The sequence below is a fragment of the Paenibacillus silagei genome, from assembly GCF_017874735.1.
Lineage (GTDB): Bacteria > Bacillota > Bacilli > Paenibacillales > Paenibacillaceae > Paenibacillus_AQ > Paenibacillus_AQ silagei.
This window is the reverse complement of sequence record NZ_JAGGLV010000002.1, coordinates 347,727-372,580: the sequence shown is the minus strand read 5'-3', so window position 1 is coordinate 372,580 and position 24,854 is coordinate 347,727. Positions and strand designations below refer to the sequence as shown.

The window sequence follows — 24,854 nt, the reverse complement described above, 5'->3', positions numbered from 1 at the left end:
GGAGGGATGAACAGTGAGCAGAGATTTTTCCAAGGATGCTTTGAACGCCATCAACAAGAAGACGGGCAAAAACATTTCGGAAGGTGCCATCAAAAAGCTGGCCGGTACGGTTAAGCCGGGCACCACACAGAATGAAGCCCAGCTCCGCCAGTTAATTAAACAGGTATCAGCTATGGCTAAAGTGCCGGTCAGCGAGGCTACAGTGCAGGAGATCGTCAATGCTGTTAAAAAAGGCGGCGCCGGTTCCGGTACGATGGAGTCTTTAATGAAAATGATGCTGAAAAAATAGCATATCCGTGAAGTAAGCCATTCCTGCCGGGATGGCTCCTTTTCAGACTGGGCATAACTCCGGAAGGTAAGCTGATTCCGTGGTTGATGCCCTTTTTTCCATCGCCAGGGGCTAATCTGTAAATTAATACTTAAAAAATGACGGATTTCACGCTATAATAGTCGCAATCCGGGAAAAGTGAAATGGAGGCGCATGACCTATGGACCCGATGACAAAAATGTGGCTGTCTCTGATTGCGGTACTGATTATGGGCGTATCCGTTTTTTTGATTACTTTTGCACGCAGCAAGACGAATGGACTGCTTAGAGCTGTTTTATCGGTCATTGCTTTTGTCATCCTGCTGATCGGAGTTCTGGGCGGGGCCGCTTCAATTATGTAAGCATTTACATTATACTCAGGCAGACGTATTTCTGACAGAATCGTTAGTTGATTTTACAGGAATGGGGCGTGTGTAGTTTGATGGCCGGTTCAGGAATTCCTTATGTGCTGGAGACGGCACTGGGCAGCATAGCGCGGGAGCTGGATGTGATCGGGCCGGGTAAGCCGCCGGTGTGGCTGCTGGGGGGAAGCTGCGGTCTGCTGCTGCACGGGGTTCAGCTGAGTGCTGCTCCGCGCGATATTGACCTCTATTGTGATTTGGAGGATACCGCGCAGCTTCATCGGGCACTGCTGAGATACACTGTCTGCGCACCGGAGGAGGATTATAGCGGAGGCTGTTACTCTCTGCGCGGGCTCTACTTCATCGGAGAGGTGAAGGTTGAGCTGGTGGGCGGATTCAGGATCGGCAGCGGCTCCGGGCAATATTCAGTGGATATCAGCAAGCTGCAGCCCTATGCCCCGGAATGTACGTTCGAAGGGAGCGGCCGCCTGGCCCTGATGCCGCTTGTCCATGAGCTGATCTTCAATCTGCTGCGCGGCAGGGAAGAACGCTGCCGGGCGATTGCGGAGCTAATGAAGCAGGATGTAGCCGGTCATCTGCCGCTTCTGGAGCAGCTCATTGAGGAGAATCATCTGGAAGCCGACGGCCTGCAGTCTAGGCTGGACGAGCTGCTGGGGATATCCGAATCTATACGTATATAACCTGATTTCAAGGAAGGAGGCTGTAAGATGAATGCGAAATCGCAAATAACGGTCACTTTCCTTCCGGAACAACGCACAGCTTCTGTCAAGCATGGGGTTACGCTGCTGGAGGCTGTGCGCAAAGCCGGAATCGTCCTGCCTACCCGCTGCGGGGGCAAGGCGGGATGCATGATGTGCAAAGTGTCCGTAGAGCGTACGGATGCCGCGGGACTCAGACCTCCTGCGGAGGCGGAGAAGCGCAAGCTTGGCAGCCTGCTGGATGAAGGCGTCCGCCTGGCCTGTCAGGCCGCTGTATGGGGCGACGTCCAAGTGCATATTCCCGAGGACCCGCTGAAGGCGGCTGTACGCCGCAGACTGGAAGCGGCGCGACGTGGCGAATCGGAGGACTTATGGTGATGGTTACACCCGGCGCAAATGCAACCCTAAACGAACAGAGAGGAGCCCTGCGAGTGGACTCCATGCATCTGGTGAAGCTCCGGCAGAGCCGGCACAGGTCTGCGATGCTGCTGCCGCTGCTTCTCCTGCTGATCTTGTCTCTAACCGGCTGCATGTATCCCCGGGAGCAGCAGCAGCCCGGCAGCAGTTACCGCGAGAGTGTGAAGCGGGTGCAGGCGGCGGTCGATGATTATCAGGAGCAGAAGGGGCTGCTGCCGATCTTGACCAGCGATCAGGACACGCCCAGATACGAGAAATTCGTGATTGACCTGAATAAGCTGCAGCAGGAAGGGTACCTGGACGAGATCCCGGCAGCAGCGTTCGAGAAGGGCGGGAGCGCCCATTTTCTGGTGCTGGATGAGGAGACGGACCCACAGGTCAAATTAATGGACCTGGTGACCGTGCAGAAGGTTAATGATATCCAGCGCAAGGTGAACCTCTATAAGTCTGCGCACGGCGGGAAGCTTCCGGCAGGGGAGGAGCAGTATCCGGGCCTTGTATCTATCGATGCCAAACGGGCAGGGACAGGGACAATCAAGCTAAGCAGCGTATATTCGGGCCAGCCGCTCGGGCTCCTGATGGATCGCAGCGGGGCAGTCTATGTTGATTACGGTGCGGATATCTCCTCTGCTATTGATAAGAACGGCAGCAGCCCGGCGGCAGACCGTGACCTGCGTCTGGAGCTTACGCAGGCCTCCTATTATGTCCCTGTCAAGTCTCTCCCTTATCTGTGGGTGGATGGCCGTCCCGTCCCGCAGGCTCCGCAGGAATAGCAATATACTATTATAAATTAAGGCAGCAGTTCTCCGAGAGCGGGGGTTGCTGCCTTTTTGTATGGGGAGTCTCAGAATGGATAGTAGTTCTAGGCCGCAAGCCGCCCTCATAGACTTGATGAGAAGACTTCCGGGTGTCTTGACGCAGTGGCGAGCTAGTGGCGAGCTAGAGCGGGTATACGAAATTTCAGATGCAAAAATGCGCGGACGCTGGTCATAAATCCGTTACGGATACATATGATGATACTAGTCCAAATGCATGTCCGAGCATTCGGAGTTTAGCGCGGGGCAACCTTGCTTCGCCTCAGGCAAGTAAGCTAGGCTTCGGGCGGGCAAAGCTTAGTCCGGTGGTTGTCCTGCAAGGGTCAGTTTGCCGGCGGAACGCGAAGTCGATGCTCTTCAGGCATTTTTTCTTCGGAGTAATATGAGGAGGGGATCTCTTTTGGAAAAAGTGGATATTTTCAAGGACATTGCCGAGCGTACCGGCGGAGACATTTATCTTGGCGTCGTCGGCGCGGTTCGCACGGGGAAATCGACATTCATCAAGCGCTTCATGGAAACGATTGTTCTGCCGAACATCACGAGTGAAGCAGACCGGGTAAGAGCGGTCGATGAGCTGCCGCAAAGTGCGGCAGGCAAAACTATTATGACTACCGAGCCTAAATTCGTACCCAACAATGCGGTGCAGATTAAGGTGGCCGAAGGCCTGGAGGTTAACGTCCGGCTGGTCGATTGTGTAGGCTATGCAGTGGAAGGCGCAAAAGGGTATGAGGATGAGAATGGTCCGCGGATGATCTCGACCCCATGGTTCGAGGAACCGATTCCTTTCCAGGAAGCGGCTGAAATCGGGACACGCAAGGTCATTCAGGAGCACTCGACTCTGGGTGTGGTAGTGACTACCGACGGTACGATTGCCGAGATTCCACGGAGCTCGTATGTCGATTCCGAAGAGCGCGTGATCGCAGAGCTGAAGGAGGTCGGCAAGCCGTTCGTGCTGGTCATCAACTCCACCCGGCCGCGCAGTGAGGAAGTCCAGCAGCTTCGCAGTGAGCTTGCCCTCAAATATGATATTCCGGTGATGACGCTCAGCGCTGCGAATATGACCGAGGACGATGTGACTGGTGTCCTGCGCGAAGTACTGTATGAATTCCCTGTACATGAAGTTAATGTTAACCTGCCGAGCTGGGTGATGGTGCTGGGCGAGAATCACTGGCTGCGCAGCAGCTATGAGAATTCCGTCCGTGATACCGTGAAGGATATCCGTCGTCTGCGCGATGTGGACCGCCTGGTCTCCCAGTTTACCGAATATGATTTCATCGACCGGGCAGGCCTCAGCGGCATGAACATGGGCCAGGGGGTAGCCGAGATTGACCTCTACGCTCCCGAAGAGCTGTATGATCAGGTGCTGATGGAGGTAGTCGGGGTCGAGATTCGCGGCAAGGATCACCTGCTCCAGCTGATGCAGGACTTCTCCCACGCCAAGCGCGAATATGACCGCTTCTCGGAAGCGCTGGAAATGGTTAAGACCACGGGGTATGGCATCGCCGCACCTTCTCTGGCCGAGATGGCGCTGGATGAGCCTGAGCTGATCCGCCAAGGCTCCCGCTTCGGAGTCCGGTTGAAGGCTACGGCGCCGTCGATTCATATGATCCGGGTGGATGTCGAGTCGGAATTCTCGCCGATTATCGGTACAGAGAAGCAGAGTGAAGAGCTGGTGCGCTACCTGATGCAGGACTTTGAGAATGACCCGATCAAAATCTGGGAATCCGATATCTTCGGCCGGTCCCTGCATTCCATAGTCCGAGAGGGCATTCAGGGCAAGATCGCGATGATGCCGGACAATGCCCGCTACAAGCTGCAGGAAACGCTGGGCCGGATTATCAACGAAGGTTCAGGCGGCCTGATCGCCATCATCCTCTAAATGAAATAGGCTTGTCCTTTGGAGCGGGAGCTTTTCCCGCTCTTTTGCTCTTTCCGGGCCCTTTCACTGCTAGAGTGGAAAAGGGGAATTCTCCCTGGAAAGCTTCCGCTTTTACGGCATAACTGGTAGTAATAGACTGCGCAATTGCAGCGGAATGAAGGGAAACCTGCTACTTTCTGCTCCTTTTTTGAGGAACGCCTTGATATTATGGTTGGGCTGTATTACTATAAGTTTGTTGCGCTTCTAGAAGAGAGGCGCCAGTTACTAGCATTAAACGGGATTATCACGTATATTTTACGTTGAAACGGAAAGAGTGTATGATACCGGAACTTTTAACCAGGGAGGTGAGAAGACATGAATAAATCAGATTTGATCAACGTAGTTACAGAAGCAACTGAACTTCCCAAAAAAGACGCTACGAAAGCGGTAGATGCTGTTTTTGAAGCTATCACAGGTGCACTGCAAAGCGGCGATAAGGTTCAGCTGGTTGGCTTCGGAAACTTTGAAGTGCGCGAACGTTCCGCACGTAAAGGCCGCAACCCGCAGACTGGTGAAGAAATCGAAATTCCTTCAAGCAAAGTACCGGCTTTCAAACCCGGTAAAGCGCTGAAAGACGGAATCAAATAAAGATTTCTACATATCTGCCCCATAGTCCTTGAATACCAACGATGCCGCCTTCCAGGGCGGCATTTGTTTTTGAGAGAGGCTCATAAACTTTGAGGAGGATTACAATGACTGAGAAGAAGAATGAAGTGAATCCTGCACCGTCCGGCAGCGACTATATCGTAGTCAAGGCCAAGGAGAACGGTGTTCAGGTCATCGGGCTGACCAGAGGGCTGGACACACGGTTTCACCATACGGAGAAGCTGGACAAAGGCGAGGTGCTCATTGCCCAATTCACCGATCACACCTCAGCAATGAAAATCCGCGGCAAGGCTGAAATCTGGAGCAAACACGGACAATTAGAGAGTGAAAGCTGAAAAGCAGGCATAGCCTGCTTTTTTTCAAAATATAACTAGATATGGGGCGCTCTGCGGTGCCGTATAATCCTGCATAGCAGCGGAAACTATGAGTAGGGAGGCATGTTATGAACCGGAGCTGGCTGATCGGAACGGCGTTGCTGCTTAGTGCAGCTACTACCCTGCTGCTGCCGCAACTGGCCGGCAACGTTATAACTGCCCAGAGTAACTATAGCGCAGTACAGACGATAGGCCCGGATGGCCTGGTACTGGAGAATGACAATCTGGTAGATGCGCTCAGTGAGATTCCCTTCAGTCTGATGATTGACAAGGCAGGCTGGGAGAACGGGGTATTGTCTATGGATCTCAAGGTGAACGGTGATGCCCACGAACCGCAGGAGCTGTACCGTAACATGGCTCTGGCTATCGGGTTCGCGATTCAGGAGACTTCGAACGTAGACCAGCTGCTGCTGCGTGTGGTGGCAGAGGATAGGTGGCTGGATACCCGCCGCCTGCTCCTTGCCGGTGATATCCGCCGCAGCGAGTGGAGCCCCCTGCTGCAGGAGGCGCTGGAGAACGCAGGCAATTCGCCTCTTCCCGATTCGCTGAAGAACGGCTTCCGTATTAGCGAAAGCGAGCTGTGGAAAAAGCAGTTCATTTATCCCTGAACCGGGTAATTGAAACTAGAAGGCTTCACCCGTGCGTGACAAAAAAACATGTGATATAATAGACAAGATTGTGAACAATGAGTTTGACAAACGTCAATGGCTTCGGAGGCTAAAATGAAACCGTACCGCATACCGCAACTGGCTAAACCCTACACCGACTACGATATGATTCAGCGGCATACGGAACTGCCGCCGTTCTCAGACGGGCGGGGTCATTTGTTATATATTTTTCTCGGCAGGGGCCGGGGGGCAGACTTCCAGCAGGCAGAGCTGTTCACCCTGGTGACCGGACTCGTCCAGCTTGGACTGGATACCCATGAGAGCATTGACCGGAATCATGAAGAGCCCGGCGGCGATATGATGCGCACCCGCCAGCTGAAGGTTCTGGCCGGTGATTATTTCAGCAGCTGGTTCTACCATCTGCTCGCGAGACACGGTCAGGTTGAAATGGTTGGCATATTGAGCGCGGCTATCGCTGATTTCAATGTCATGAAGGCCAATCTTTACGGCAAGATGAGCGGAACGCTTGTCCCGGCCGAACAATACTTGAAGCACACGGTACAGCTCAATATGCGGCTGTTTCTTTCTTTTACACCGATGATTGAAGAGTCCCTTAGAGATATCTGGCAGAAGCTGCTCGCCGAATTCAGCCAGTGTGAGACAGCAGCCCTGGAATTGCGCCGGGGGACAGCTCCGGCAAGTGCGCTGGAGGGCTATGCTTACTGGAAGGTGATGGAGTCGGCGACTGAAGAGGAACGCCAGCAGCTTAAGGGGCAGACTCTGGACCCCAAGGATTGGCAGAAGCTGAAGCTGAGATGCAAATGCGATACGCTGCTGACGGACAAGCTGCATAGCTCGCTCGCGTCCATTCAGTCGTTATTGCAGGGGATCAGGGACGAGGATCTGGCGGGTCAGCTTAGAGCTGCACTGGACCGCCTGCTTCTGCAAATGAAAATTTCCGGACAAGCTGCCGTGGAGGGTTAGAGAATGACAGTAGATAAAGTTACCCTAACAGGTGGGCAAGGCGACAAGCCGAAGGAGCAGTTTGTCCATTCGGTATTTGAGAGCATTGCCGGCAAGTATGATCTGATGAATGATATTCTGAGCTTTCGGCGTCATAAGGCCTGGCGGAAGTTCACCATGCGCAAGATGGGCATGAAGCGCGGGGACTCGGCAGTAGACCTGTGCTGCGGTACCTGTGATTGGAGCATTGCCCTCGCTGATGCGAGCGAGACCGGGAATGTCATGGGACTGGACTTCAGCGCAGGCATGCTGGAGGTGGGACGGCGTAAGGTGGAAGCGCGCGGATTGCAGGACCGCATCTCCCTGATTCAGGGGAATGCGATGGAGCTGCCGTTCGGTGATAATTCCTTCGATTACGCCACGATTGGCTTTGGACTTCGTAATGTGCCTGATCCCGTACAGGTGCTGAGTGAGATGAAGCGCGTGGTGAAGCCCGGCGGTATGGTGGTCTGCCTGGAGCTGTCGAAGCCGATGAAGCAGCCGTTCAAAGGTATTTATTATTTTTATTTCCAGCGTGTGCTTCCGCTGCTCGGCAGGCTGTTCGCCAAGCGGTATGAGCAATATAAATGGCTTCCTGAATCACTGGCACTCTTCCCGGACAGGAAGCAATTAGAGGAGATCTTCCGGGATACCGGACTTACAAAAGTGGAATCGTTCCCCTTGAACGGTGGCATCGCGGCGTTACATCTTGGACTCAAGGAGAACTGTAATGTTTAAGAAAATCGGTATTTTTCTACAAATGATTAAATTCGAACACACGGTTTTTGCTTTACCTTTTGCCTTTATGGGGGCCTTGCTGGGTTCAGTAGTTATGTTTGGGGAACTGCCCTCCTGGAGCCAGATCGGATGGGTGGTTGTTGCTATGTTCGGCGCACGCAGCGCGGCTATGGGGCTTAACCGGCTGATCGACCGGATCAGTGATGCGAAGAATCCGCGGACAGCGGGCAGAGCCATTCCGGCAGGATTACTGAAGGTTGGAGAGGTAACGCTGTTCATCGCGTTCTCGTTCTTTTTGCTGTTCTGGGCAGCCTTCAAGCTCAATCCGCTGTCAGCGAAGCTGCTGCCGATTGCTGTTTTTCTGCTGGTCCTCTATTCCTTCACCAAACGCTTCACCTGGGCCTGTCACCTGATTCTCGGGCTTACCATTGCCCTTGCGCCTCTCGGCGGCTGGGTTGCAGTTACAGGAACAGTGGACTTGACTGCTATGATCTTCTATTTCACGATCGTATTCTGGACAGCAGGCTTTGATATCATCTACTCCTGCCAGGATGTGGACTTCGACCGCAAGGAAGGACTGTATTCGATTCCGGTGCGCTTCGGGGTGGCCCGTGCGCTGGGGATTGCCAAGGTCTTTCATCTGCTGACAGCCCTGGGCTTCATCTCTCTCTTGTTCATCACGGAACTGAGCTGGTGGTATGTGGCCGGCATGGTGATTGCTTATATTATTCTGTTCTATGAGCACTACATTGTGTCTCCGGGTGATCTAAGCAAGCTGCAGACCGCCTTCTTCACCATGAACGGTGTACTTAGCATTGTGGTCTTTTCCTTTACTCTGATTGACCTGGTGGTGCAGTTCTACAAATGACCGAACTTAAGCCTAAGAACTTCGTGGTTGGCATTACCGGTGCGAGCGGGGCGATCTACGGCATCCGGCTGACAGAGACCCTGCTGTCCCTCGGTTATACAGTACATCTGGTTGTCAGTAATGCAGGCTGGCGTGTCTTCAAGGAGGAGCTGGGTTATGCTGTAACTGACCGGGAAGGACTGCTGAATGAGCAGTTCGGCAGCTATCCCGGTTCTCTTCTGTATCACCCGGTACAGGATATAGGCGCTTCAATTGCCAGTGGATCCTTCCGGACAGAGGGGATGATTATTATGCCCTGCTCGATGGGAACACTGTCTGCTGTAGCACATGGCAGCTCGGACAATCTGATGACGCGGGCAGCGGATGTCATGCTGAAGGAGGGCCGTCCGCTCGTTCTGGTGCCCCGGGAGACACCGCTGCATGCGATTCACCTGGAGAATATGCTGAAGCTGTCGCGGATGGGCGTCAAGCTGATTCCGGCAATGCCGGCGTTCTATTACGGTCCTGCCACCATGGATGATCTGGTCAATTTCATGGTGGGCAAGGTGCTCGACAGCTTCGGGATTGAGCATACTTTATTTCGCAGATGGGGGGATGAAGGGTGACAGACCTGGAACACACCGTCATCGGCAAAATCAGCTATACCAATTCATGGCCGGTCTATCATTATTTCGATCCCTCTTCTTTAAGCTTTCCTGCTGAAATGGTGAGTGAGGTGCCTGCTGTGCTTAACCGGGGCATGGCAGCAGGAGATATTCATGTTGGGGCTTTATCCTCCTTTGCTTATGCAGCGGCCAGCGACCGGCTGCTGCTGCTGCCCGGTCTGTCCGTCAGCGCGGACGGTCCGGTGCGGTCAATATTTCTTTTCTCCAAAAAGCCGTTACAGCAGCTTGGCAGCGGAACGATAGCCGTGACGAATACTTCGGCTACCTCGGTCAATCTGCTGAAGATCCTGATGCACAAGGCCTTAGGCACTAGTCCGGAGTACATTAGCAGCGATCCCGATCTGAACACTATGATGCAGCAGGCGGATGCCGGGCTCCTGATCGGAGACCATGCCATCCGCGCCTCCTGGCAGGATCAGGGCTATGAAGTGACGGATCTGGGCGAGCTGTGGAAGGAATGGACGGGCCACAGTATGACCTTTGCTGTGTGGGCGGTCAACCGCAGGGCTGCAGCCCTGAATCCTGAGGCCATTGCCGAGATTGCTGAAGCCTTCGAGCGGAGCAAGAGACGCGGCCTGAATGAGCTGGGACCGGTAATTCACGAAGCCTGCTGCACGATCGGGGGCACGGCCTCCTATTGGAGAGATTACTTCCGTAATTTATGTTATGACTTTGGGGAAAGGCAGCAGGAAGGTCTGAACCTCTATTTCCGCTATGCCTATGAAATGGGCCTGCTGCCGCAGGAAGTGAAGATGGAGCTTTGGAGCCACAATCTGCTGACACGGGTGAAAGAATGAAGCGACTGCAAATATTCGGCTTGCTGAACAAAGATATGGATCAGATTGAGAAAGAGCTGTACCGCAGTGTCCAGGGGGATGATGACCTGCTGAGCGAGACCTCGCTGCATCTGCTGAGAGCTGGGGGCAAGCGGCTCCGGCCGGTATTCGTTCTGATGGGCGGCAAATTCGGGACCTATGATCTCGATAAGCTGAAGCGCGTCGCGATTCCGCTGGAGCTGATTCACAGCGCCTCACTGGTCCACGATGATGTCATTGACGATGCGGAGCTCCGGCGGGGAGAGCCTACCGTCAAGGCGAAATGGGGCGACAAGATCGCCATGTACACCGGCGACTATATTTATGCCAAGGCACTCGTGATGACTTCAGGGCTGAAAAATCCCCTGATTCATCAGATTCTCTCCAAAGCCATGGTAGAGATGTCCATCGGAGAGATGGAGCAGATCCGCGACTTCTTCAACAGCGGACAGAGCGTGCGCCATTATCTGCGGAGAATCCGCCGTAAGACAGCGCTGCTGATTGCCGTCAGCTGTCAGCTTGGCGCTCTGGCTGCAGATGCGGAGCCGGGAACGGCCAGGCTCCTCTATAATTACGGATATAACGTTGGGATGGCGTTTCAAATCCGTGATGATCTGCTCGATCTCTCCGGAACGGAGAAGCAAATTGGCAAGCCGCCCGGAAGCGATATGCGGCAGGGGAATATCACTCTGCCTGTCATCTACAGTCTGCAGGATGAGCGGCTCCGCGGCCGCCTGCTGGAAGAGCTTGAAGCGATTCGTGAAGGGAACAGAGGGGTCGGACGCGCTATTGATCTGATTCTCTCCGGCGACGGGATTTCCCGTGCGGAGGAGCTGGCTTCCCGCTATATCGCCAAGGCGCTGGATGCGCTGGAGCAGCTGCCAAGCAACCGGACCAAGCGCAATTTGCGCGATATCGCCTTTTTCGTAACAGGCCGGGCTTATTGAAGATATAAGAAATTATCTGCAAATTTACGTTCACAGATGCCGGGGTTTCTGATAATATCAGACCATAAACAGCCCATTCATTTAGAATAAGGGAAATTGGAGAGTGACTCTATGGAACAAACGTATCTGATGATCAAACCGGATGGTGTACAGCGCGGACTAATCGGACGCATCGTCGCCCGCCTGGAAGACAAGGGATTCAAGCTGGTCGCTGCCAAGCTGATTACCGTTACTGAGGAGCAGGCTAAGAAGCATTATGCGGAGCATGACGGCAAGGATTTTTTCCCGGAGCTGGTAAGCTTCATTACCTCCGGCCCTGTGTTCGCCATGGTGTGGGAAGGCGATGATGTCATCGCATTATCCCGTCTCCTGATCGGCAAAACCAAAGTCGGTGAGGCCCTGCCAGGCACCATCCGCGGGGATTATGCCAGCCATACTCCGCTTAATCTGATCCACGGATCGGACTCACCGGACAGTGCAGCACGTGAGATCGCCAATTTCTTCGCTCCGGATGAGCTGGCACAGTATCATAAAGACATCGCGGCCTGGATGTAAGCATCCAGGCAGGAGACAGGAGATTATTATGGCTGAACGTGAAGAATCCTCATTAACCCCGGACCCTGATTACACCGGATTTATTCATAATATCAAACAAAGCACAGGCATTGACCTTGCGCAGTATAAGGAAGCACAGATGAAGCGGCGGCTGACGACGCTCCGTATGAAGAACGGCTACAATACCTTTAACGAGTTCTATGCGGCAATGATGAAGGACAAGGCTCTGTTCTATGAGTTCCTGGACCGCATGACCATCAATGTCTCCGAATTCTGGCGGAATCCGAACCGCTGGGAAGTGCTGAGGGATGTGATTCTGCCGGATCTTCAGCGCTCCGGCCGCAGACTGAAGCTATGGAGTGCCGCCTGTTCAACGGGAGAAGAGCCTTATACGCTGGCGATGATTCTCTCGGACAAGAATATTCTGGCCCAGACCGGCATTCTGGCTACAGATATTGATGATGGGGCACTGGCCAAAGCGAAGCAGGGGATCTATCTGGAGCGCTCCTTGAAGGATGTGCCCAAAGATGTGGCAGACCGGTATTTTACACCGGAAGGCCCGGTCTTCAAGGTCAGTGAAGGACTGAAGAAGAATATCGATTTCCGCAAGCAGAATCTGCTGCTGGATAAATTCGACGAAGGCTTCGATCTGATTATCTGCCGTAATGTCATGATCTACTTCACGGAAGAAGCCAAGAATAAGCTGTATCACAAATTCTCGGCCAGTCTGCGGCCCGGGGGCTATCTGTTCGTGGGCAGCACGGAGCAGATCTTCACACCGGCGCAGTATGGCTTCGAGTCGACCGAAACCTTCTTTTACCGCAAGAAATAGCCGTAGTCTGTTGGAGTCTCCCTTGGTGCAGGGTATACTTTACGCGCTTTTCAGTGATACTGGGAAGTAGGAAGAAACCTAACGCCAAGTGAAAGGTCGTTAACCCAGATGGACAAAAGCAAGGTCATCACCGCCTACCGGCGGGGATTCCTCACCGTCCGCGAATGCGGGCAGATTCTCGGCATCGAGGAGCTGCAGCTCCAGAGCCTGCTTACTGCGGAAGAGGGCAGAACCGGCGGCCGCCTTCCGGCACCAGGCAGCGACAGTCTGGAGACAGGCTCCTGAACGGGGGAGCACAGCAGCGCCGCTTCTACTCGAAAGAGCAGAAGCGGCGCTTGTTTTGTTCAAATATAAGCAGCGGGCCGGGCTATTGCTTTCTTGTCAAAGCGGAGAGCCTATACTATAATAAGCAAAGACATTTAACATTTTAGCGGTTTACAGTCCAAAAGTGTGAAGGGGGAACGCAGCATGAGTTTACGCTATTTAACAGCGGGGGAGACGCACGGCCCCCAGCTTACAGCCATTATTGAGGGATTGCCCAGTAATTTGACACTTGACTTTGAAGAGCTTAATTTCCAGCTGCACCGGAGACAGAAGGGCTACGGCCGCGGACGCCGGATGCAGATTGAGAAGGATACTGCCCAGATTGCCGGCGGTGTACGCCACGGCTATACTACCGGAGCTCCTGTAGCGCTGATAGTCGAGAACAAGGACTGGACACACTGGAAGAACATTATGAACATTGAGCCGATTCCGGGCAGTGATGAAGAGAAGCGCCGGGTGAACCGTCCGCGTCCCGGTCATGCGGACCTGAACGGCGGACTTAAGTATAACCATACCGATCTGCGCAACGTGCTGGAGCGCTCCAGCGCCCGTGAGACGGCAGCAAGAGTAGCCGTAGGCGGAGTAGCCCGTCAGCTGCTTGCAGCCTTCGGAGTGAAGATTGCCGGACAAGTCATCCGGATCGGAGAGATTGAAGCACCGGCTAACGATCTGCCTATCGATGAGCTGATTGCCCGGACTGAAGAATCCTCTGTGCGGGTAGTGGACAAGGAGACGGAGCAGAAGATGGAGGCTTACATAGACAAGATCAAGGAAGAAGGCGACTCCATCGGCGGGATTGTGGAATGTATTGTCGAAGGTCTGCCTATTGGCCTTGGCAGTTATGTACAGTCCGACCGCAAGCTGGATGGTGCCATCGCCGGAGCCGTGATGTCGATCAATGCCTTCAAGGGCGTGGAGATCGGGATCGGCTTCGAAGCCGGGAAGCTGCGCGGCTCACAGGTCCATGACGAGATTATGTATGAAGCCTCGCAGGGCTACTACCGGGCGAGCAACCGGCTGGGCGGGTTCGAAGGCGGAATGACCAATGGAATGCCGGTGGTCGTCAGAGGGGTAATGAAGCCGATCCCGACGCTGTACAAACCGCTGCAGAGTGTGGATATCGACACGAAGGAGCCGTTCACAGCCCAGGTGGAGCGCTCAGACGCCTGTGCCGTTCCGGCAGCTTGTGTCGTACTGGAGAGTGTAGTAGCCTGGGAGATTGCCAAGGCGTTCCTGGATAAATTCGGCGGTGACTCTCTGGAAGAGATCCGCGCGAACTACAATAATTACCTGGCTCAGCTGGAGAGCTACTAAGATGCGCAGCATTACTGTTGACTTAGGGGAACGTTCTTATCCGATTTATATCGGCAGCGGTCTGCTGCAGAGTATCGGCGAACGCTGCACCGAAGCCGGATTCGCGCAGCGCAGCCCGCTGCTGGTGGTCAGTGATACCGAAGTAGCGCCGCGTTATCTGGAGCAGGTGGAGACTTCCCTCCGCAGCAGCGGATATACGGTGGTCAGCCATGTCATTCAGGCGGGTGAAGCTTCGAAGTCACTAGCCGTCTATGAAGAAGTCATTACCACAGCGATTCAAGGAGGTCTGGACCGCAGCTCAGCCGTGCTGGCGCTTGGCGGGGGAGTCGTTGGCGATCTGGCTGGCTTCGTTGCTGCATCTTATATGCGGGGAATCGGGTTCATGCAGATTCCAACGACCATACTCGCCCATGACAGCAGTGTAGGCGGCAAGGTGGCCGTTAACCATCCGCTGGCCAAGAATATGCTGGGTGCCTTTTATCAGCCATCTATGGTGTTATATGATCTGGACACCTTAGCTACGCTTCCACCCCGGCAGGTCGCTTCAGGCCTGGCTGAGGTGGTCAAGCACGGGCTGATTCTGGACCGTGAGTTCGCTTACTGGTGCCAGGGGCATGCGGAGGAGCTGCTGGCACTGGACCCCGAGGCGCTGGGATATGCGCTGGAACGCGGCTGTGCCATCAAGGCGGAGGTCATCGGCGGTGATGAACGCGAGCACGGACAGCGTGCGATTCTGAATCTGGGGCATACCATCGGACATGCCATTGAAGCTGTCGGCGGCTATGGCACCTTCCTGCATGGAGAGGCGATTGCGATCGGGATGGCCGGATCTGCTCTGCTCGCAGCGAAGCTGGGCCGGGACAGACAGATCTACGAGGACACAGTGTCGATGCTCACCGCTTTGTCGCTGCCCACCCGGCTTCCTTCGCAATACAGCGGGGAAGAACTGATGGAAGCGATGATGCATGACAAGAAATTCAAGGAAGGCCGAATGACTTTTATCGTGCCGGAGGCCATTGGTGAAGTAAGTATCATCAGTGATGTGCAGGCAAGCGATGTCTCAGAAGTCATAGCCCAGCTTAAGAAGGAGGGGAGCCCATGGTGAACCGGGGCATACGCGGTGCAACGACCGTAACCCAGAATGAAGAGACGGAAATTTTACGTGAAACGGTGATCCTGCTGAGGGAAATTGTGGAGCGCAATGATGTGATCGCAGAGGATATCTGCAGTGTGTGGATTACGATGACTGCTGATCTGGATGCAACCTTCCCGGCACGGGCGATCCGTGAGATTGAAGGCTGGGAGATGGTTCCGCTGATGTGTTCCGTGGAGATCCCTGTGAAGGGCAGCCTGCCGAATTGCATCCGCCTGATGGTGCAGGTGAACACCGACAAATCCCAGCGCGATATCCGTCATGTGTATCTGAATGAAGCCCAGCGGCTTCGCCCGGATCTCTCACAGAGCAAGTAATAAATTATAGCCCGCGGGGTTGTCAATGACTACCGTCATCATGTATAGTGAAGTTAGCCGAGTAAAGCAGAGTTTAGAATGAGTTGAGTAGAGTATAGTTGAGCTGAGTGTAGGACCTATTGCAGAGCAGACCCTTGATTGTCAGTGTTCTTTTTTGGTATACCTGTATAGCCGTAACTTAGGATGAGTTGCATCTGCGCTATCCCTGTATCCATGGAGGAATCTCTAGCATTCGATTGGGTTCATGCCGGTCCGAGGCGCTAATTCACATACTGACTATCAACAAACCTCTACTCCGGTAGAGGTTTTTCTGTATTTCGGACAATATCCGTTATCCCCTAGGAGGTTACCCAAGTGACGAATCCGAGCATTGAAGAAGTGGTGTCGCTGTCGCAAGAATACAATCTGATCCCGGTTGTAACAAGATTGCTGGCTGATATGGAAACGCCGATCCGGCTGTTCCAGCGGTTTGCAGAGCAGGATCGCGCATTTTTGCTGGAGAGTGTAGAGGGCGGCATTCAATGGGCGCGTTATTCTTTTATCGGCAGTGATCCGTTCCTGATGATCTCCGGCAAAAAGGGGAAGATCCAGGTGGAGGTCGGCGGCGAGAAAAAACAGCTGTCCGGCAAACCTGTCGAGGAGCTGAAAGCGCTGCTCCGTTCCTACCGCAGTCCCAAGCTGGACGGCATGCCCCCCTTCACGGGCGGAGCGATCGGATTCTTCGGCTACGATCTGCTGCAGTATTATGAGAAGCTATCCGCGCATGCGGTAGATGACCTGAATATGGATGACATCCGCTTCATGTTCTGTGACCGCATTATCGTCTTCGATCATGTGAAGCAGCAGATCCTGCTCGTGGGCAATCTTCATATCAAGGATGGCGATACGGATTCGGATATCCGGGCTAACTATGAGGAACTGAGCAATCGCTTAGTGAATCTGGCAGAGGAGCTGCAAAAGGAAGGCCCGAAGGAGAACGTCAACCGCCGCAGCATTCCGCAGGATATCGAGCTGGGAGATATTCACTCGAATCTCACCAAGGAGCAGTATATAAGTAACGTAGAGCAGGCCAAAGAATACATCCGTGCCGGAGATATCTTCCAGGTGGTGCTGTCACAGCGGATGCATATCGAGACCGAGGTCTCTCCGCTGCATGTGTACCGGATGCTGCGCATTCTGAACCCATCCCCTTATATGTATTATCTCAAAATGGATGAGGAGATCATCGTCGGCACCTCGCCGGAAGCGCTGGTCAAGGTGGACGGCGGACGGGTGGAGACCCGGCCGATTGCCGGAACCCGGCCGCGCGGAGCGAGCGCGGCAGAGGATCATCAGCTCGCCACTGAGCTGATGGAGGACGAGAAGGAACGTGCGGAGCATCTGATGCTGGTCGACCTGGGCCGCAATGATCTCGGCCGGGTCTCGAAATTCGGCAGCGTGAAATGCAATACATTTATGGAGATCGAGAAGTACTCGCATGTCATGCATCTGGTCTCGAATGTGACCGGAACGCTGGCAGAGGATAAGGATTTCTTCGATGCCTTCCTCTCCTGCCTTCCGGCAGGTACGGTATCAGGAGCGCCGAAGTTGCGGGCGATGGAGATTATTGCCGAGCTGGAGCGGGAAGCCCGCGGGGCTTATGCCGGAGCGATCGGATATCTCGGCTTCTCCGGGAATATGGATTCCTGCATCACGATCCGTACAATTATCTTCCGCAAAGGCCGCGCTTATGTGCAGGCTGGAGCAGGAATCGTCTGGGATTCTGTGCCTGAGAAGGAATATGAGGAGACAGTGAACAAGGCCAAGGGAATGCTGAAAGCAATCCGAATGGCGGAAGCGATGTTCCCCGCTGAAACGAAGGAGAAGCAGGTCATTAACCAGGATTATATGTATGAATATACCCCGTGAACCGGGAATTAGCAGAGACGAGATCAGAAGAGCAGAGAATGCTCCATAAAACTTAAAAATTTTAGGAGGACATGAACTATGGACGCAAGCCAGTTACTACAATCAGGAATTGCCGGTTTAATCGAGGGAAAGGATCTTACCCGTACACAGGCCCGCGAGATTATGGGCACGATTATGGAAGGTGCAGCTTCACCCGCACAGATCGGATCGCTGTTGACCGCGCTGCGGATCAAAGGCGAGACCGTTGAAGAAATCACCGGCTTCGCAGAGGCGATGCGCGGTTTCGGCACACAGGTGCTTACCGAGCGGAGCCAGCTGCTGGACACCTGCGGCACGGGCGGCTCCGGTATTCATAAATTCAATATCTCCACAGCTTCGGCGATCATCTCTTCCGCTGCTTCTGTAAGAGTGGCGAAGCATGGCAACCGTTCTGCGTCCGGGAGAGCGGGCAGTGCAGATGTGCTGGAAGCGCTCGGCGTCAATATTCATCTGAATGCAGAGCAGGCGCGGCAATGTCTGGACAGTATCGGCATCTGCTTCCTGTTCGCTCAAATCTATCATCCGTCCATGAAGCATGCCGCTGCTCCCCGCCGTGAGCTGGGTGTGCGGACGGTCTTCAATATGCTGGGCCCGCTGACCAATCCGGCCGGAGCAGACCGGCAGCTGATGGGTATTTATGACCGCAATAAGACAGAGACGGTTGCCAAGGTCCTGGGTGAGCTCGGCTCCAAGCGGGCGATGATTGTGAGCAGCCTGGACGGCCTGGATGAGATCAGCATCTCGGCACCGACGCAGGTCTCCGAGCTGAAGCAGGGCGTAGTCACCACCTACGAAATTACACCGCAGGAGCTTGGCCTCAGCCAGCATCCGCTGGAGGACGTCATGGGCGGCGCTGCTGCTGAGAATGCGGCGATTATCACTACAGTGCTGGAGGGTAATATCAATCCGTACCGTGATATCGTACTGGCGAATGCCGGGGCCTGCATCTATGTCGCCGGTCTGGCGGATACACTTAAGGAAGGCGTGGACCGTGCCAGAGAGGTTGTGGATTCAGGGGCGGCCCTGCGCAAGCTGGAACAGTTAAAAGCGATGACAAAGGAGCTTGATTATGTATCTTGACCGGATTGTTGCCACGAAAGTGAAAGAGGTAGAAGCGTTAAGCCAGCAATTCTCGCTCGCCGCGGCGGAGCGCTCCATTGCCGCATTGCCTGCTACCAGAGGCTTCCGCAGCGCTCTGACTGAACGCCGGAACCGGGAGATGGGGCTGATCGCCGAGGTGAAGAAGGCCTCACCGTCCAAGGGGCTGATCCGGGCCGATTTTGATCCGGTGACGATTGCCCGGGGCTATGAAGCGGCAGGAGCCGATTGCCTGTCCGTGCTGACGGACAAGGATTATTTTCAGGGCAGCGGCGTGTATCTGCAGCAGGTAAGAGAGGCGGTGAAGCTTCCGCTGCTGCGCAAGGACTTCATCATTGATGAGAAGCAGATCTACGAGGCCCGCCTGCTTGGCGCGGATGCGATTCTGCTGATTGCGGCCATTCTGACCCCGCAGCAGCTCGCCGGGTTCACCGACTCCGCTGCCGCGCTTGGACTCGATATCCTGATTGAGGTCCATGACCGCACTGAATTGGAGACGGTACTGTCTACTGGTAAGGCTGAACATCCCGGCGTTCTGCTGGGCATCAATAACCGGAATCTCAAGACGTTCGAAACCTCACTCTCCGCTACGGAGGAGCTGGCAGCCTTGCTGCCCGCCGGTCTTCCGGTAATCAGCGAGAGCGGGATTACCGGGCCGGAGGATATTGCATATCTCCGCAAGACACGGGCAACCGGTGTGCTGGTCGGAGAATACCTGATGCGCCAGCCGGATGTAGAGCAGGCGGTCCATCAGCTGCTCGGTCCGCTTCCTGCCGGGAAGGACCGTGCGCGGCATGACTGAACCTCTCGTAAAAATCTGTGGACTTCAGGGCGTTGAAGTGCTAAAATCTATGAATAGTTTGCCGCTCGATTATGTGGGCCTGGTGTTTGCACCCAGCCGCCGGAGGGTTACTGCGCAAACGGCTGCGGAGCTGATTGCAGAGCTGGGCAACTGGAAGTCTGAGCCTGCGCCCCGCCCGGTGGGCGTATTCGTTAACCCCGGCCTTTCCGAGCTGGAAGAGCTGCTGAGAACTGTACCGCTGGATGTTGTGCAGCTTCATGGACAGGAGAGTCCGCAGTTCTGCGCAGAGGTCAAGGCGGCTTTTCCCCAGGTTAAGGTCTGGAAGGTCCTTTCGGTTGCCGGGCGCAATCCTGATGCAGGGGATGAGGTTCAACCTCTGCTGGACAGCTATGCGGGCACCATTGATGCGCTGCTGCTGGATACCTATGATCCGCAGGAGCGCGGCGGTACGGGCCGTACATTTGATTGGGAGCAGATTCCCTTATACCAGCAAGCGGCGGCGAAGCATGCGCTGCCTTTATTTATAGCCGGAGGCTTGCATCCGGACAATGTGAACGAGCTGCTGGACGGATACGCCCCTTATGGCGTCGATGTCTCCAGCGGAGTTGAGAGTAACGGCAGTAAGGACATTGCCAAAATGACAGCTTTCGTAGAAAGGGTGAAGCAATCATGATACAAGTACCGGACAAAAATGGACGTTTTGGTTCTTTTGGAGGTCGCTTCGTTCCTGAGACCTTGATGACTGCACTGATCGAGCTGGAAGAGGCTTACAATAAATTCTCGGAAGACCCGGCCTTTCAGGAGGAAATAGATTATCTGCTCAAGCAGTATTCGGGCCGCGAGACCCCGCTGTATTATGCAGAGCGGCTAAGCAAGGAGCTTGGCGAGGCCAAGATCTATCTGAAGCGGGAGGACCTCAATCATACAGGCGCCCACAAGATTAACAACGCTATCGGACAAGGTATTCTGGCCAAAATGATGGGTAAAACCAAGGTGATTGCCGAAACCGGCGCAGGCCAGCACGGAGTAGCGACAGCTACGGTGGCCGCCTTGCTCGGTATGGAATGCAAGGTGTTCATGGGTGAAGAGGATACCCGCCGCCAGGCGCTGAATGTCTTCCGCATGAAGCTGCTCGGGGCAGAGGTTATTCCGGTGACCTCCGGCTCCAGAACGCTGAAGGATGCCGGGAATGAGGCACTCCGCTACTGGGTGAGCAATGTGGAAGATACGTTCTATGTGCTTGGCTCTGCGGTTGGTCCCCATCCGTATCCGATGATGGTCCGTAACTTCCAGCGGATTATCGGGGATGAGACCCGCCGCCAGATTCTGGAGGCGGAAGGGCGTCTGCCGGATTTGCTGGTTGCCGCAGTAGGCGGAGGCAGCAATGCTATCGGCATGTTCTACCCGTTCATGGAGGATGAGCAGGTGGCGATGATTGGTGTTGAAGCCGCCGGTAAAGGCGTAGATACTCCGTTCCATGCAGCAACCATGAGCAAGGGAAGCCATGGCGTGTTCCAGGGCTCGCTGAGCTATCTGCTGCAGGATGAGCATGGACAGGTCATCGAGGCCCATTCCATATCGGCCGGACTCGATTATCCGGGCGTGGGGCCTGAGCATTCCTATCTCAAGGACATTCACCGTGCCCAGTATGTGCCGGTGACCGATGCGGAAGCGCTGGATGCGCTGAAGCTGCTCTGCGTGACGGAAGGGATTATTCCCGCTCTGGAATCAGCTCATGCCATTGCCCATGTGGTGAAGCTTGGCAAGACGCTGACCAAGGATGATATTGTGGTGATCTGCCTGTCAGGACGCGGCGACAAAGATGTGGAATCCATTATGGCTTATACGGAAGGGGCGGAGCAGCAATGACAACCGAAACGACGAACCGGATGGACCTGACGTTTAACCGGCTGAAGGCGGAAGGCCGTACTGCCCTTATTCCGTTCTTAACCGTAGGCGATCCTGATCTTGAGACGACGCTGGATATTATTGCCGAGCTGGAGGCAGCTGGAGCGGATATTCTGGAGCTGGGCGTTCCATACTCCGATCCGCTGGCCGACGGTCCGGTCATCCAGCGGGCGTCTGCAAGAGCGCTGCGCAGCAAGGTTCATCTGCGCACCTGCATGGAGACGGCGCTGAAGGCCCGGCAGGCAGGCAGTGAACTGCCGTTCATCCTGTTCACGTATTACAATCCGGTGATGCAGATGGGGCTGGATACGTTTTTTGCGGAGCTGAATGCCCATGAGATTAGCGGGTTGATCATCCCTGACGTGCCGGTGGAGGAATCGGAGGACCTGCGTGCACGCAGCCGTGCCGCCGGAGTGAATCTTATTCCGCTCGTGGCTCCGACCTCCAGCGAACGGATTGCCCGGATCGTATCCGGCGCGAGCGGCTTCGTCTATTGCGTATCCTCGCTCGGTGTAACCGGGGAGCGCTCAAGCTTCCACAGCGGAGTAGATGAGTTCATTGCGTCCGTCCGCCGGTCTACGGACCTGCCTGTTGCTGTAGGATTCGGGATCTCCACTGGAGAACAGGTATCCCGTTTTGCGAAGATCTGTGATGGTGTAGTAGTCGGAAGCGCCATTGTCCGCAAGGTGGAGGAGGTTATTCCTCTGCTGTCCCAGCCGCAGACGAGAAGCGCCGGACTGTTGCAAATTCGTGAATTTGTGGCACAATTAAGACCTAATTAATATTTGGAGAGCGAGGATCACCCATGAATCCAAAACCGAATATCGTTGACCTTCCTGTCTACAAGCCGGGGAAGCCGATTGAAGAAGTCAAGAAGGAGCTGGGCTTAAGCGAAGTCATTAAGCTGGCATCCAACGAGAACCCTTACGGGGCTGCACCAAGTGCGAAGGCCGCTATTGTAGCGGAGCTGGATAATCTCTTTTTATACCCGGACGGCTCTGCCGCTGAGCTGACAGCGACACTGGCTAAGCATCTGGGCGTTACGGGTGAGCGTATTATTTTCGGATGCGGATCTGATGAGATTATTGCTCTGATTGCCCGTGCCTTCTTCCTGCCCGGTGACGAGACGATTATGGCCGATCAGACCTTCTCCGTATATAAGAGCAATGCGGATATCGAAGGGGCTATAACTATAGAAGTCCCGCTTAAAGACGGAACGCATGATCTGGATGCAATGCTGGCGAAGATTACAGACCGGACCAAGATCATCTGGATCTGCAATCCCAACAATCCAACCGGTACCATTGTGCCCGAGGACGCCCTGATTTCGTTCCTGGATGCAGTACCTGCCAGCGTGATGGTAGTCCTGGATGAAGCCTATTACGAATATGTAACGGATCTCAGCTACACCGACGGCATTAAGCTGATCGACAAATACCCTAATCTGGTAGTCCTTCGTACCTTCTCCAAGATATATGGTCTTGCGGCGCTCCGTATCGGCTATGGTGTGGCCAGCAGCCAGGTAATCTCCCTGATTAATCAGGTGCGCGAGCCGTTCAATACGACCCGCCTGGCTCAGGTGGCAGCGGTGGCGGCGCTCTCCGATCAGGAATATGTGCAGCAGTGCCGTGCGCTTAACAGTGCAGGGATTGTGCAGCTTGAGGCGGAATTCGCGCGTCTCGGGCTTACGTCGTTCCCGGCTCACGGGAACTTCATTATGGTGGATGTACGCAAGCCGGCTGCTGAAGTCTTCGATACGCTGCTGCGTCAGGGAATCATCGTCAGAACAGGCTTCCACCGGTATCCGACCTACCTGCGGGTGACCATCGGCTCCGCCGAGCAGAACACAGCCTTCGTAGCTGCCCTGGAGCAGGCGCTGAAGGAGCAGGAAGTTCGCGCATAACCGTGAGGGCTCAGCAGCTGGATTGACGATACCACAGAAGGCAGGTAGTACTAAGAACATGACGACAAAAATAGCAATTTTCGGTGTCGGCCTGATCGGCGGCTCACTGGCCCTTTGCTTCAAAGGCAAGGAGGGTCTGACCGTTGTAGGCCATGCCCACCGCCCTGAATCTGCTGCTAAATATGTGAGCAGAGGTGTGGTTGATCAGGCTACATTATCACTTGAGGAAGCTGCACTGGATGCGGATTATATTTTTTTGTGTGTGCCGGTAGGCATGCTTGAGGACTATCTTCAGCGGTTAAGCAGGCTGCCGCTGAAGCCGGGCTGTATTATTACGGATGTCGGCAGCACCAAGGCCAGCATCGCGGAGTGTGCCATTACACTGGATATTCCCGGTGTACATTTCATCGGAGGCCATCCCATGGCCGGATCGGAGCGTTCAGGCGTAGAGGCAGCCTCCTCCTTACTGTTTGAGAATGCGTATTACGTGCTTACACCTCCGCCTGGCGTGCCGGAAGCTGCCTACCAGGCTCTGGAGTCGCTCCTGCTGCATACGAGAGCGCAGATAGTCCGGCTTGATCCGGAGCGCCACGATGAGATTGTTGGAGCGATCAGCCATCTGCCGCATATTATTGCGGTAGCCCTGGTGAATCAGATTCATGCATACGATCATTCGGACTCGTTGTACAGCACGCTGGCTGCGGGGGGCTTCCGTGATATTACCCGCATTGCTTCGAGCGATCCGATCATCTGGCGCGATATTCTGCTGAATAACCGCTCTGTGATGCTGCGGCTGCTGAAGGATTGGAACGATGAGGTGTCCTCGTTCATCCATCTGCTGGAGAGCGGGGATGGCGCAGGGATCGAGTCGGCCTTCCAGGAGGCGAATCAATTCCGCAGCCAGCTTCCTGAGCGGCGCAAGGGAATGATCACTCCGCTGTTCGATCTGCATATTGATGTTCCCGATCACCCCGGCATTATCGGCCGGATTGCTACGGAGCTGGGCGACCAGGGCATCAACCTTAGCAACGTGCAGATTATTGAGAGCCGCGAGGATGTTCCCGGGATCATGCGCTTGTCCTTCCGCCAGGAGAACGATATGGAGCGGGCCAGAATTCTGCTGCAGGAGAATGATTATACCGTATATATGTAAAATATATGTAGAAAGCAAAATAAGAGCCGGGGACGGATGCCCCGGCTCTTATTTTTTGAAATTAACAGCTTCCTCCAGGAAGTAAGTGGAGAAACGTAACTTAATTCAGCAATAGTTGCCGGATATCAGGAAGCAAGTGGAAAAACAGCAACTAATATTGCTAGTTTCCGCCATGCTGTGGGAGAGGCGAGGAAATAAGTGTTGTTTGTCCAACTATTGTGCCGGAAAAGAATAACACATCCTAAATAACTGTAGGAAATCCAATTGCTGCTATCAGGTGGCGCTCCGGCTGCGTCAGTAAACAAGTGGCCAGTAAACACCCAAATGTTCGTAAAAATGGACAAAAAAAAGACCGCTTACATAATAAGCGGTTACAGTTCACAATTTC

29 protein-coding genes are annotated in these 24,854 nt (G+C 54.5%); all 29 read left to right on the top strand.

Features of this window, described 5'->3' with window-relative positions:
- Positions 1 to 13 precede the first annotated feature (13 nt).
- The 29 genes from J2Z70_RS05020 (at position 14) to J2Z70_RS04880 (ending at position 24,466) form a co-directional block, all read left to right on the top strand.
- Positions 14 to 289 carry a stage VI sporulation protein F gene (locus J2Z70_RS05020; protein ID WP_036698146.1) on the top strand — a complete coding sequence of 92 codons (276 nt, stop codon included), beginning with the start codon at positions 14 to 16 and terminating at the stop codon, positions 287 to 289.
- A gap of 199 nt (positions 290 to 488) precedes the next feature.
- Positions 489 to 668, top strand: coding sequence for a DUF2768 family protein (locus J2Z70_RS05015; RefSeq protein ID WP_209870016.1), 180 nt, complete (start codon positions 489 to 491; stop codon positions 666 to 668).
- An 80-nt stretch (positions 669 to 748) separates the two neighbouring features.
- Positions 749 to 1,369, top strand: a complete 621-nt coding sequence (locus J2Z70_RS05010; protein WP_209870013.1) for a hypothetical protein — start codon at positions 749 to 751, stop codon at positions 1,367 to 1,369.
- Between the two features lie 27 nt (positions 1,370 to 1,396).
- Positions 1,397 to 1,765 (top strand): 2Fe-2S iron-sulfur cluster-binding protein, encoded by a 369-nt coding sequence (locus J2Z70_RS05005; protein ID WP_036727321.1) that lies wholly within the window; start codon positions 1,397 to 1,399, stop codon positions 1,763 to 1,765.
- Between the two features lie 62 nt (positions 1,766 to 1,827).
- Positions 1,828 to 2,577 carry a DUF3939 domain-containing protein gene (locus J2Z70_RS05000; protein WP_209870227.1) on the top strand — a complete coding sequence of 250 codons (750 nt, stop codon included), beginning with the start codon at positions 1,828 to 1,830 and terminating at the stop codon, positions 2,575 to 2,577.
- Positions 2,578 to 3,019: 442 nt separating this feature from the next.
- On the top strand, positions 3,020 to 4,498 hold the full coding sequence (gene spoIVA / locus J2Z70_RS04995) for a stage IV sporulation protein A (RefSeq protein WP_036727319.1): 1,479 nt from the start codon (positions 3,020 to 3,022) through the stop codon (positions 4,496 to 4,498).
- Between the two features lie 354 nt (positions 4,499 to 4,852).
- Complete coding sequence (locus J2Z70_RS04990) at positions 4,853 to 5,125, top strand: HU family DNA-binding protein (protein ID WP_019909963.1); 273 nt, start codon at positions 4,853 to 4,855, stop codon at positions 5,123 to 5,125.
- Between the two features lie 104 nt (positions 5,126 to 5,229).
- Positions 5,230 to 5,478 carry a trp RNA-binding attenuation protein MtrB gene (gene mtrB, locus J2Z70_RS04985; protein ID WP_051478165.1) on the top strand — a complete coding sequence of 83 codons (249 nt, stop codon included), beginning with the start codon at positions 5,230 to 5,232 and terminating at the stop codon, positions 5,476 to 5,478.
- Between the two features lie 107 nt (positions 5,479 to 5,585).
- Positions 5,586 to 6,125: a hypothetical protein gene (locus J2Z70_RS04980; RefSeq protein WP_209870010.1), complete on the top strand. Its 540-nt coding sequence runs from the start codon at positions 5,586 to 5,588 to the stop codon at positions 6,123 to 6,125.
- Positions 6,126 to 6,239: 114 nt separating this feature from the next.
- Positions 6,240 to 7,109: a heptaprenyl diphosphate synthase component 1 gene (locus tag J2Z70_RS04975; protein WP_209870006.1), complete on the top strand. Its 870-nt coding sequence runs from the start codon at positions 6,240 to 6,242 to the stop codon at positions 7,107 to 7,109.
- A 3-nt stretch (positions 7,110 to 7,112) separates the two neighbouring features.
- Positions 7,113 to 7,865: a demethylmenaquinone methyltransferase gene (locus J2Z70_RS04970; protein ID WP_209870003.1), complete on the top strand. Its 753-nt coding sequence runs from the start codon at positions 7,113 to 7,115 to the stop codon at positions 7,863 to 7,865.
- Positions 7,858 to 8,733 carry a UbiA-like polyprenyltransferase gene (locus J2Z70_RS04965; protein WP_036727311.1) on the top strand — a complete coding sequence of 292 codons (876 nt, stop codon included), beginning with the start codon at positions 7,858 to 7,860 and terminating at the stop codon, positions 8,731 to 8,733. The genes J2Z70_RS04970 and J2Z70_RS04965 overlap by 8 nt, the downstream gene beginning before the upstream one ends.
- A gap of 53 nt (positions 8,734 to 8,786) precedes the next feature.
- Positions 8,787 to 9,338, top strand: a complete 552-nt coding sequence (locus tag J2Z70_RS04960) for a UbiX family flavin prenyltransferase (RefSeq protein ID WP_425355098.1) — start codon at positions 8,787 to 8,789, stop codon at positions 9,336 to 9,338.
- Complete coding sequence (locus J2Z70_RS04955; RefSeq protein WP_209870000.1) at positions 9,335 to 10,195, top strand: menaquinone biosynthetic enzyme MqnA/MqnD family protein; 861 nt, start codon at positions 9,335 to 9,337, stop codon at positions 10,193 to 10,195. The genes J2Z70_RS04960 and J2Z70_RS04955 overlap by 4 nt, the downstream gene beginning before the upstream one ends.
- Positions 10,192 to 11,160, top strand: coding sequence for a polyprenyl synthetase family protein (locus J2Z70_RS04950; RefSeq protein WP_076079176.1), 969 nt, complete (start codon positions 10,192 to 10,194; stop codon positions 11,158 to 11,160). The genes J2Z70_RS04955 and J2Z70_RS04950 overlap by 4 nt, the downstream gene beginning before the upstream one ends.
- Before the next feature lie 111 nt (positions 11,161 to 11,271).
- Positions 11,272 to 11,715: a nucleoside-diphosphate kinase gene (ndk, locus tag J2Z70_RS04945; protein ID WP_036727303.1), complete on the top strand. Its 444-nt coding sequence runs from the start codon at positions 11,272 to 11,274 to the stop codon at positions 11,713 to 11,715.
- Between the two features lie 28 nt (positions 11,716 to 11,743).
- On the top strand, positions 11,744 to 12,547 hold the full coding sequence (locus J2Z70_RS04940) for a CheR family methyltransferase (protein WP_036727302.1): 804 nt from the start codon (positions 11,744 to 11,746) through the stop codon (positions 12,545 to 12,547).
- A gap of 108 nt (positions 12,548 to 12,655) precedes the next feature.
- A complete protein-coding gene (locus J2Z70_RS04935; protein WP_179090429.1) occupies positions 12,656 to 12,832 on the top strand; it encodes a hypothetical protein in 177 nt (58 codons plus the stop codon).
- A gap of 183 nt (positions 12,833 to 13,015) precedes the next feature.
- On the top strand, positions 13,016 to 14,185 hold the full coding sequence (gene aroC, locus J2Z70_RS04930) for a chorismate synthase (RefSeq protein WP_036727299.1): 1,170 nt from the start codon (positions 13,016 to 13,018) through the stop codon (positions 14,183 to 14,185).
- Between the two features lies 1 nt (position 14,186).
- Positions 14,187 to 15,290 (top strand): 3-dehydroquinate synthase, encoded by a 1,104-nt coding sequence (aroB, locus tag J2Z70_RS04925; protein ID WP_209869997.1) that lies wholly within the window; start codon positions 14,187 to 14,189, stop codon positions 15,288 to 15,290.
- Positions 15,284 to 15,655: a chorismate mutase gene (gene aroH, locus J2Z70_RS04920; RefSeq protein ID WP_076079179.1), complete on the top strand. Its 372-nt coding sequence runs from the start codon at positions 15,284 to 15,286 to the stop codon at positions 15,653 to 15,655. The genes aroB and aroH overlap by 7 nt, the downstream gene beginning before the upstream one ends.
- 354 nt (positions 15,656 to 16,009) lie before the next feature.
- Complete coding sequence (trpE, locus tag J2Z70_RS04915) at positions 16,010 to 17,563, top strand: anthranilate synthase component I (RefSeq protein WP_209869994.1); 1,554 nt, start codon at positions 16,010 to 16,012, stop codon at positions 17,561 to 17,563.
- Positions 17,564 to 17,641: 78 nt separating this feature from the next.
- A complete protein-coding gene (gene trpD, locus J2Z70_RS04910) occupies positions 17,642 to 18,682 on the top strand; it encodes an anthranilate phosphoribosyltransferase (protein ID WP_209869990.1) in 1,041 nt (346 codons plus the stop codon).
- Entirely contained in the window at positions 18,672 to 19,502 is an 831-nt protein-coding gene (gene trpC / locus J2Z70_RS04905; protein WP_209869987.1) for an indole-3-glycerol phosphate synthase TrpC, read from the top strand. The genes trpD and trpC overlap by 11 nt, the downstream gene beginning before the upstream one ends.
- Positions 19,495 to 20,175, top strand: a complete 681-nt coding sequence (locus J2Z70_RS04900; RefSeq protein WP_209869984.1) for a phosphoribosylanthranilate isomerase — start codon at positions 19,495 to 19,497, stop codon at positions 20,173 to 20,175. The genes trpC and J2Z70_RS04900 overlap by 8 nt, the downstream gene beginning before the upstream one ends.
- A complete protein-coding gene (gene trpB / locus J2Z70_RS04895) occupies positions 20,172 to 21,371 on the top strand; it encodes a tryptophan synthase subunit beta (RefSeq protein WP_209869981.1) in 1,200 nt (399 codons plus the stop codon). The genes J2Z70_RS04900 and trpB overlap by 4 nt, the downstream gene beginning before the upstream one ends.
- Positions 21,368 to 22,192 carry a tryptophan synthase subunit alpha gene (trpA, locus tag J2Z70_RS04890; protein ID WP_209869978.1) on the top strand — a complete coding sequence of 275 codons (825 nt, stop codon included), beginning with the start codon at positions 21,368 to 21,370 and terminating at the stop codon, positions 22,190 to 22,192. The genes trpB and trpA overlap by 4 nt, the downstream gene beginning before the upstream one ends.
- A gap of 23 nt (positions 22,193 to 22,215) precedes the next feature.
- Positions 22,216 to 23,313 (top strand): histidinol-phosphate transaminase, encoded by a 1,098-nt coding sequence (gene hisC / locus J2Z70_RS04885; protein ID WP_209869975.1) that lies wholly within the window; start codon positions 22,216 to 22,218, stop codon positions 23,311 to 23,313.
- A gap of 58 nt (positions 23,314 to 23,371) precedes the next feature.
- Entirely contained in the window at positions 23,372 to 24,466 is a 1,095-nt protein-coding gene (locus J2Z70_RS04880) for a prephenate dehydrogenase (protein ID WP_209869972.1), read from the top strand.
- Positions 24,467 to 24,854: the final 388 nt, after the last annotated feature.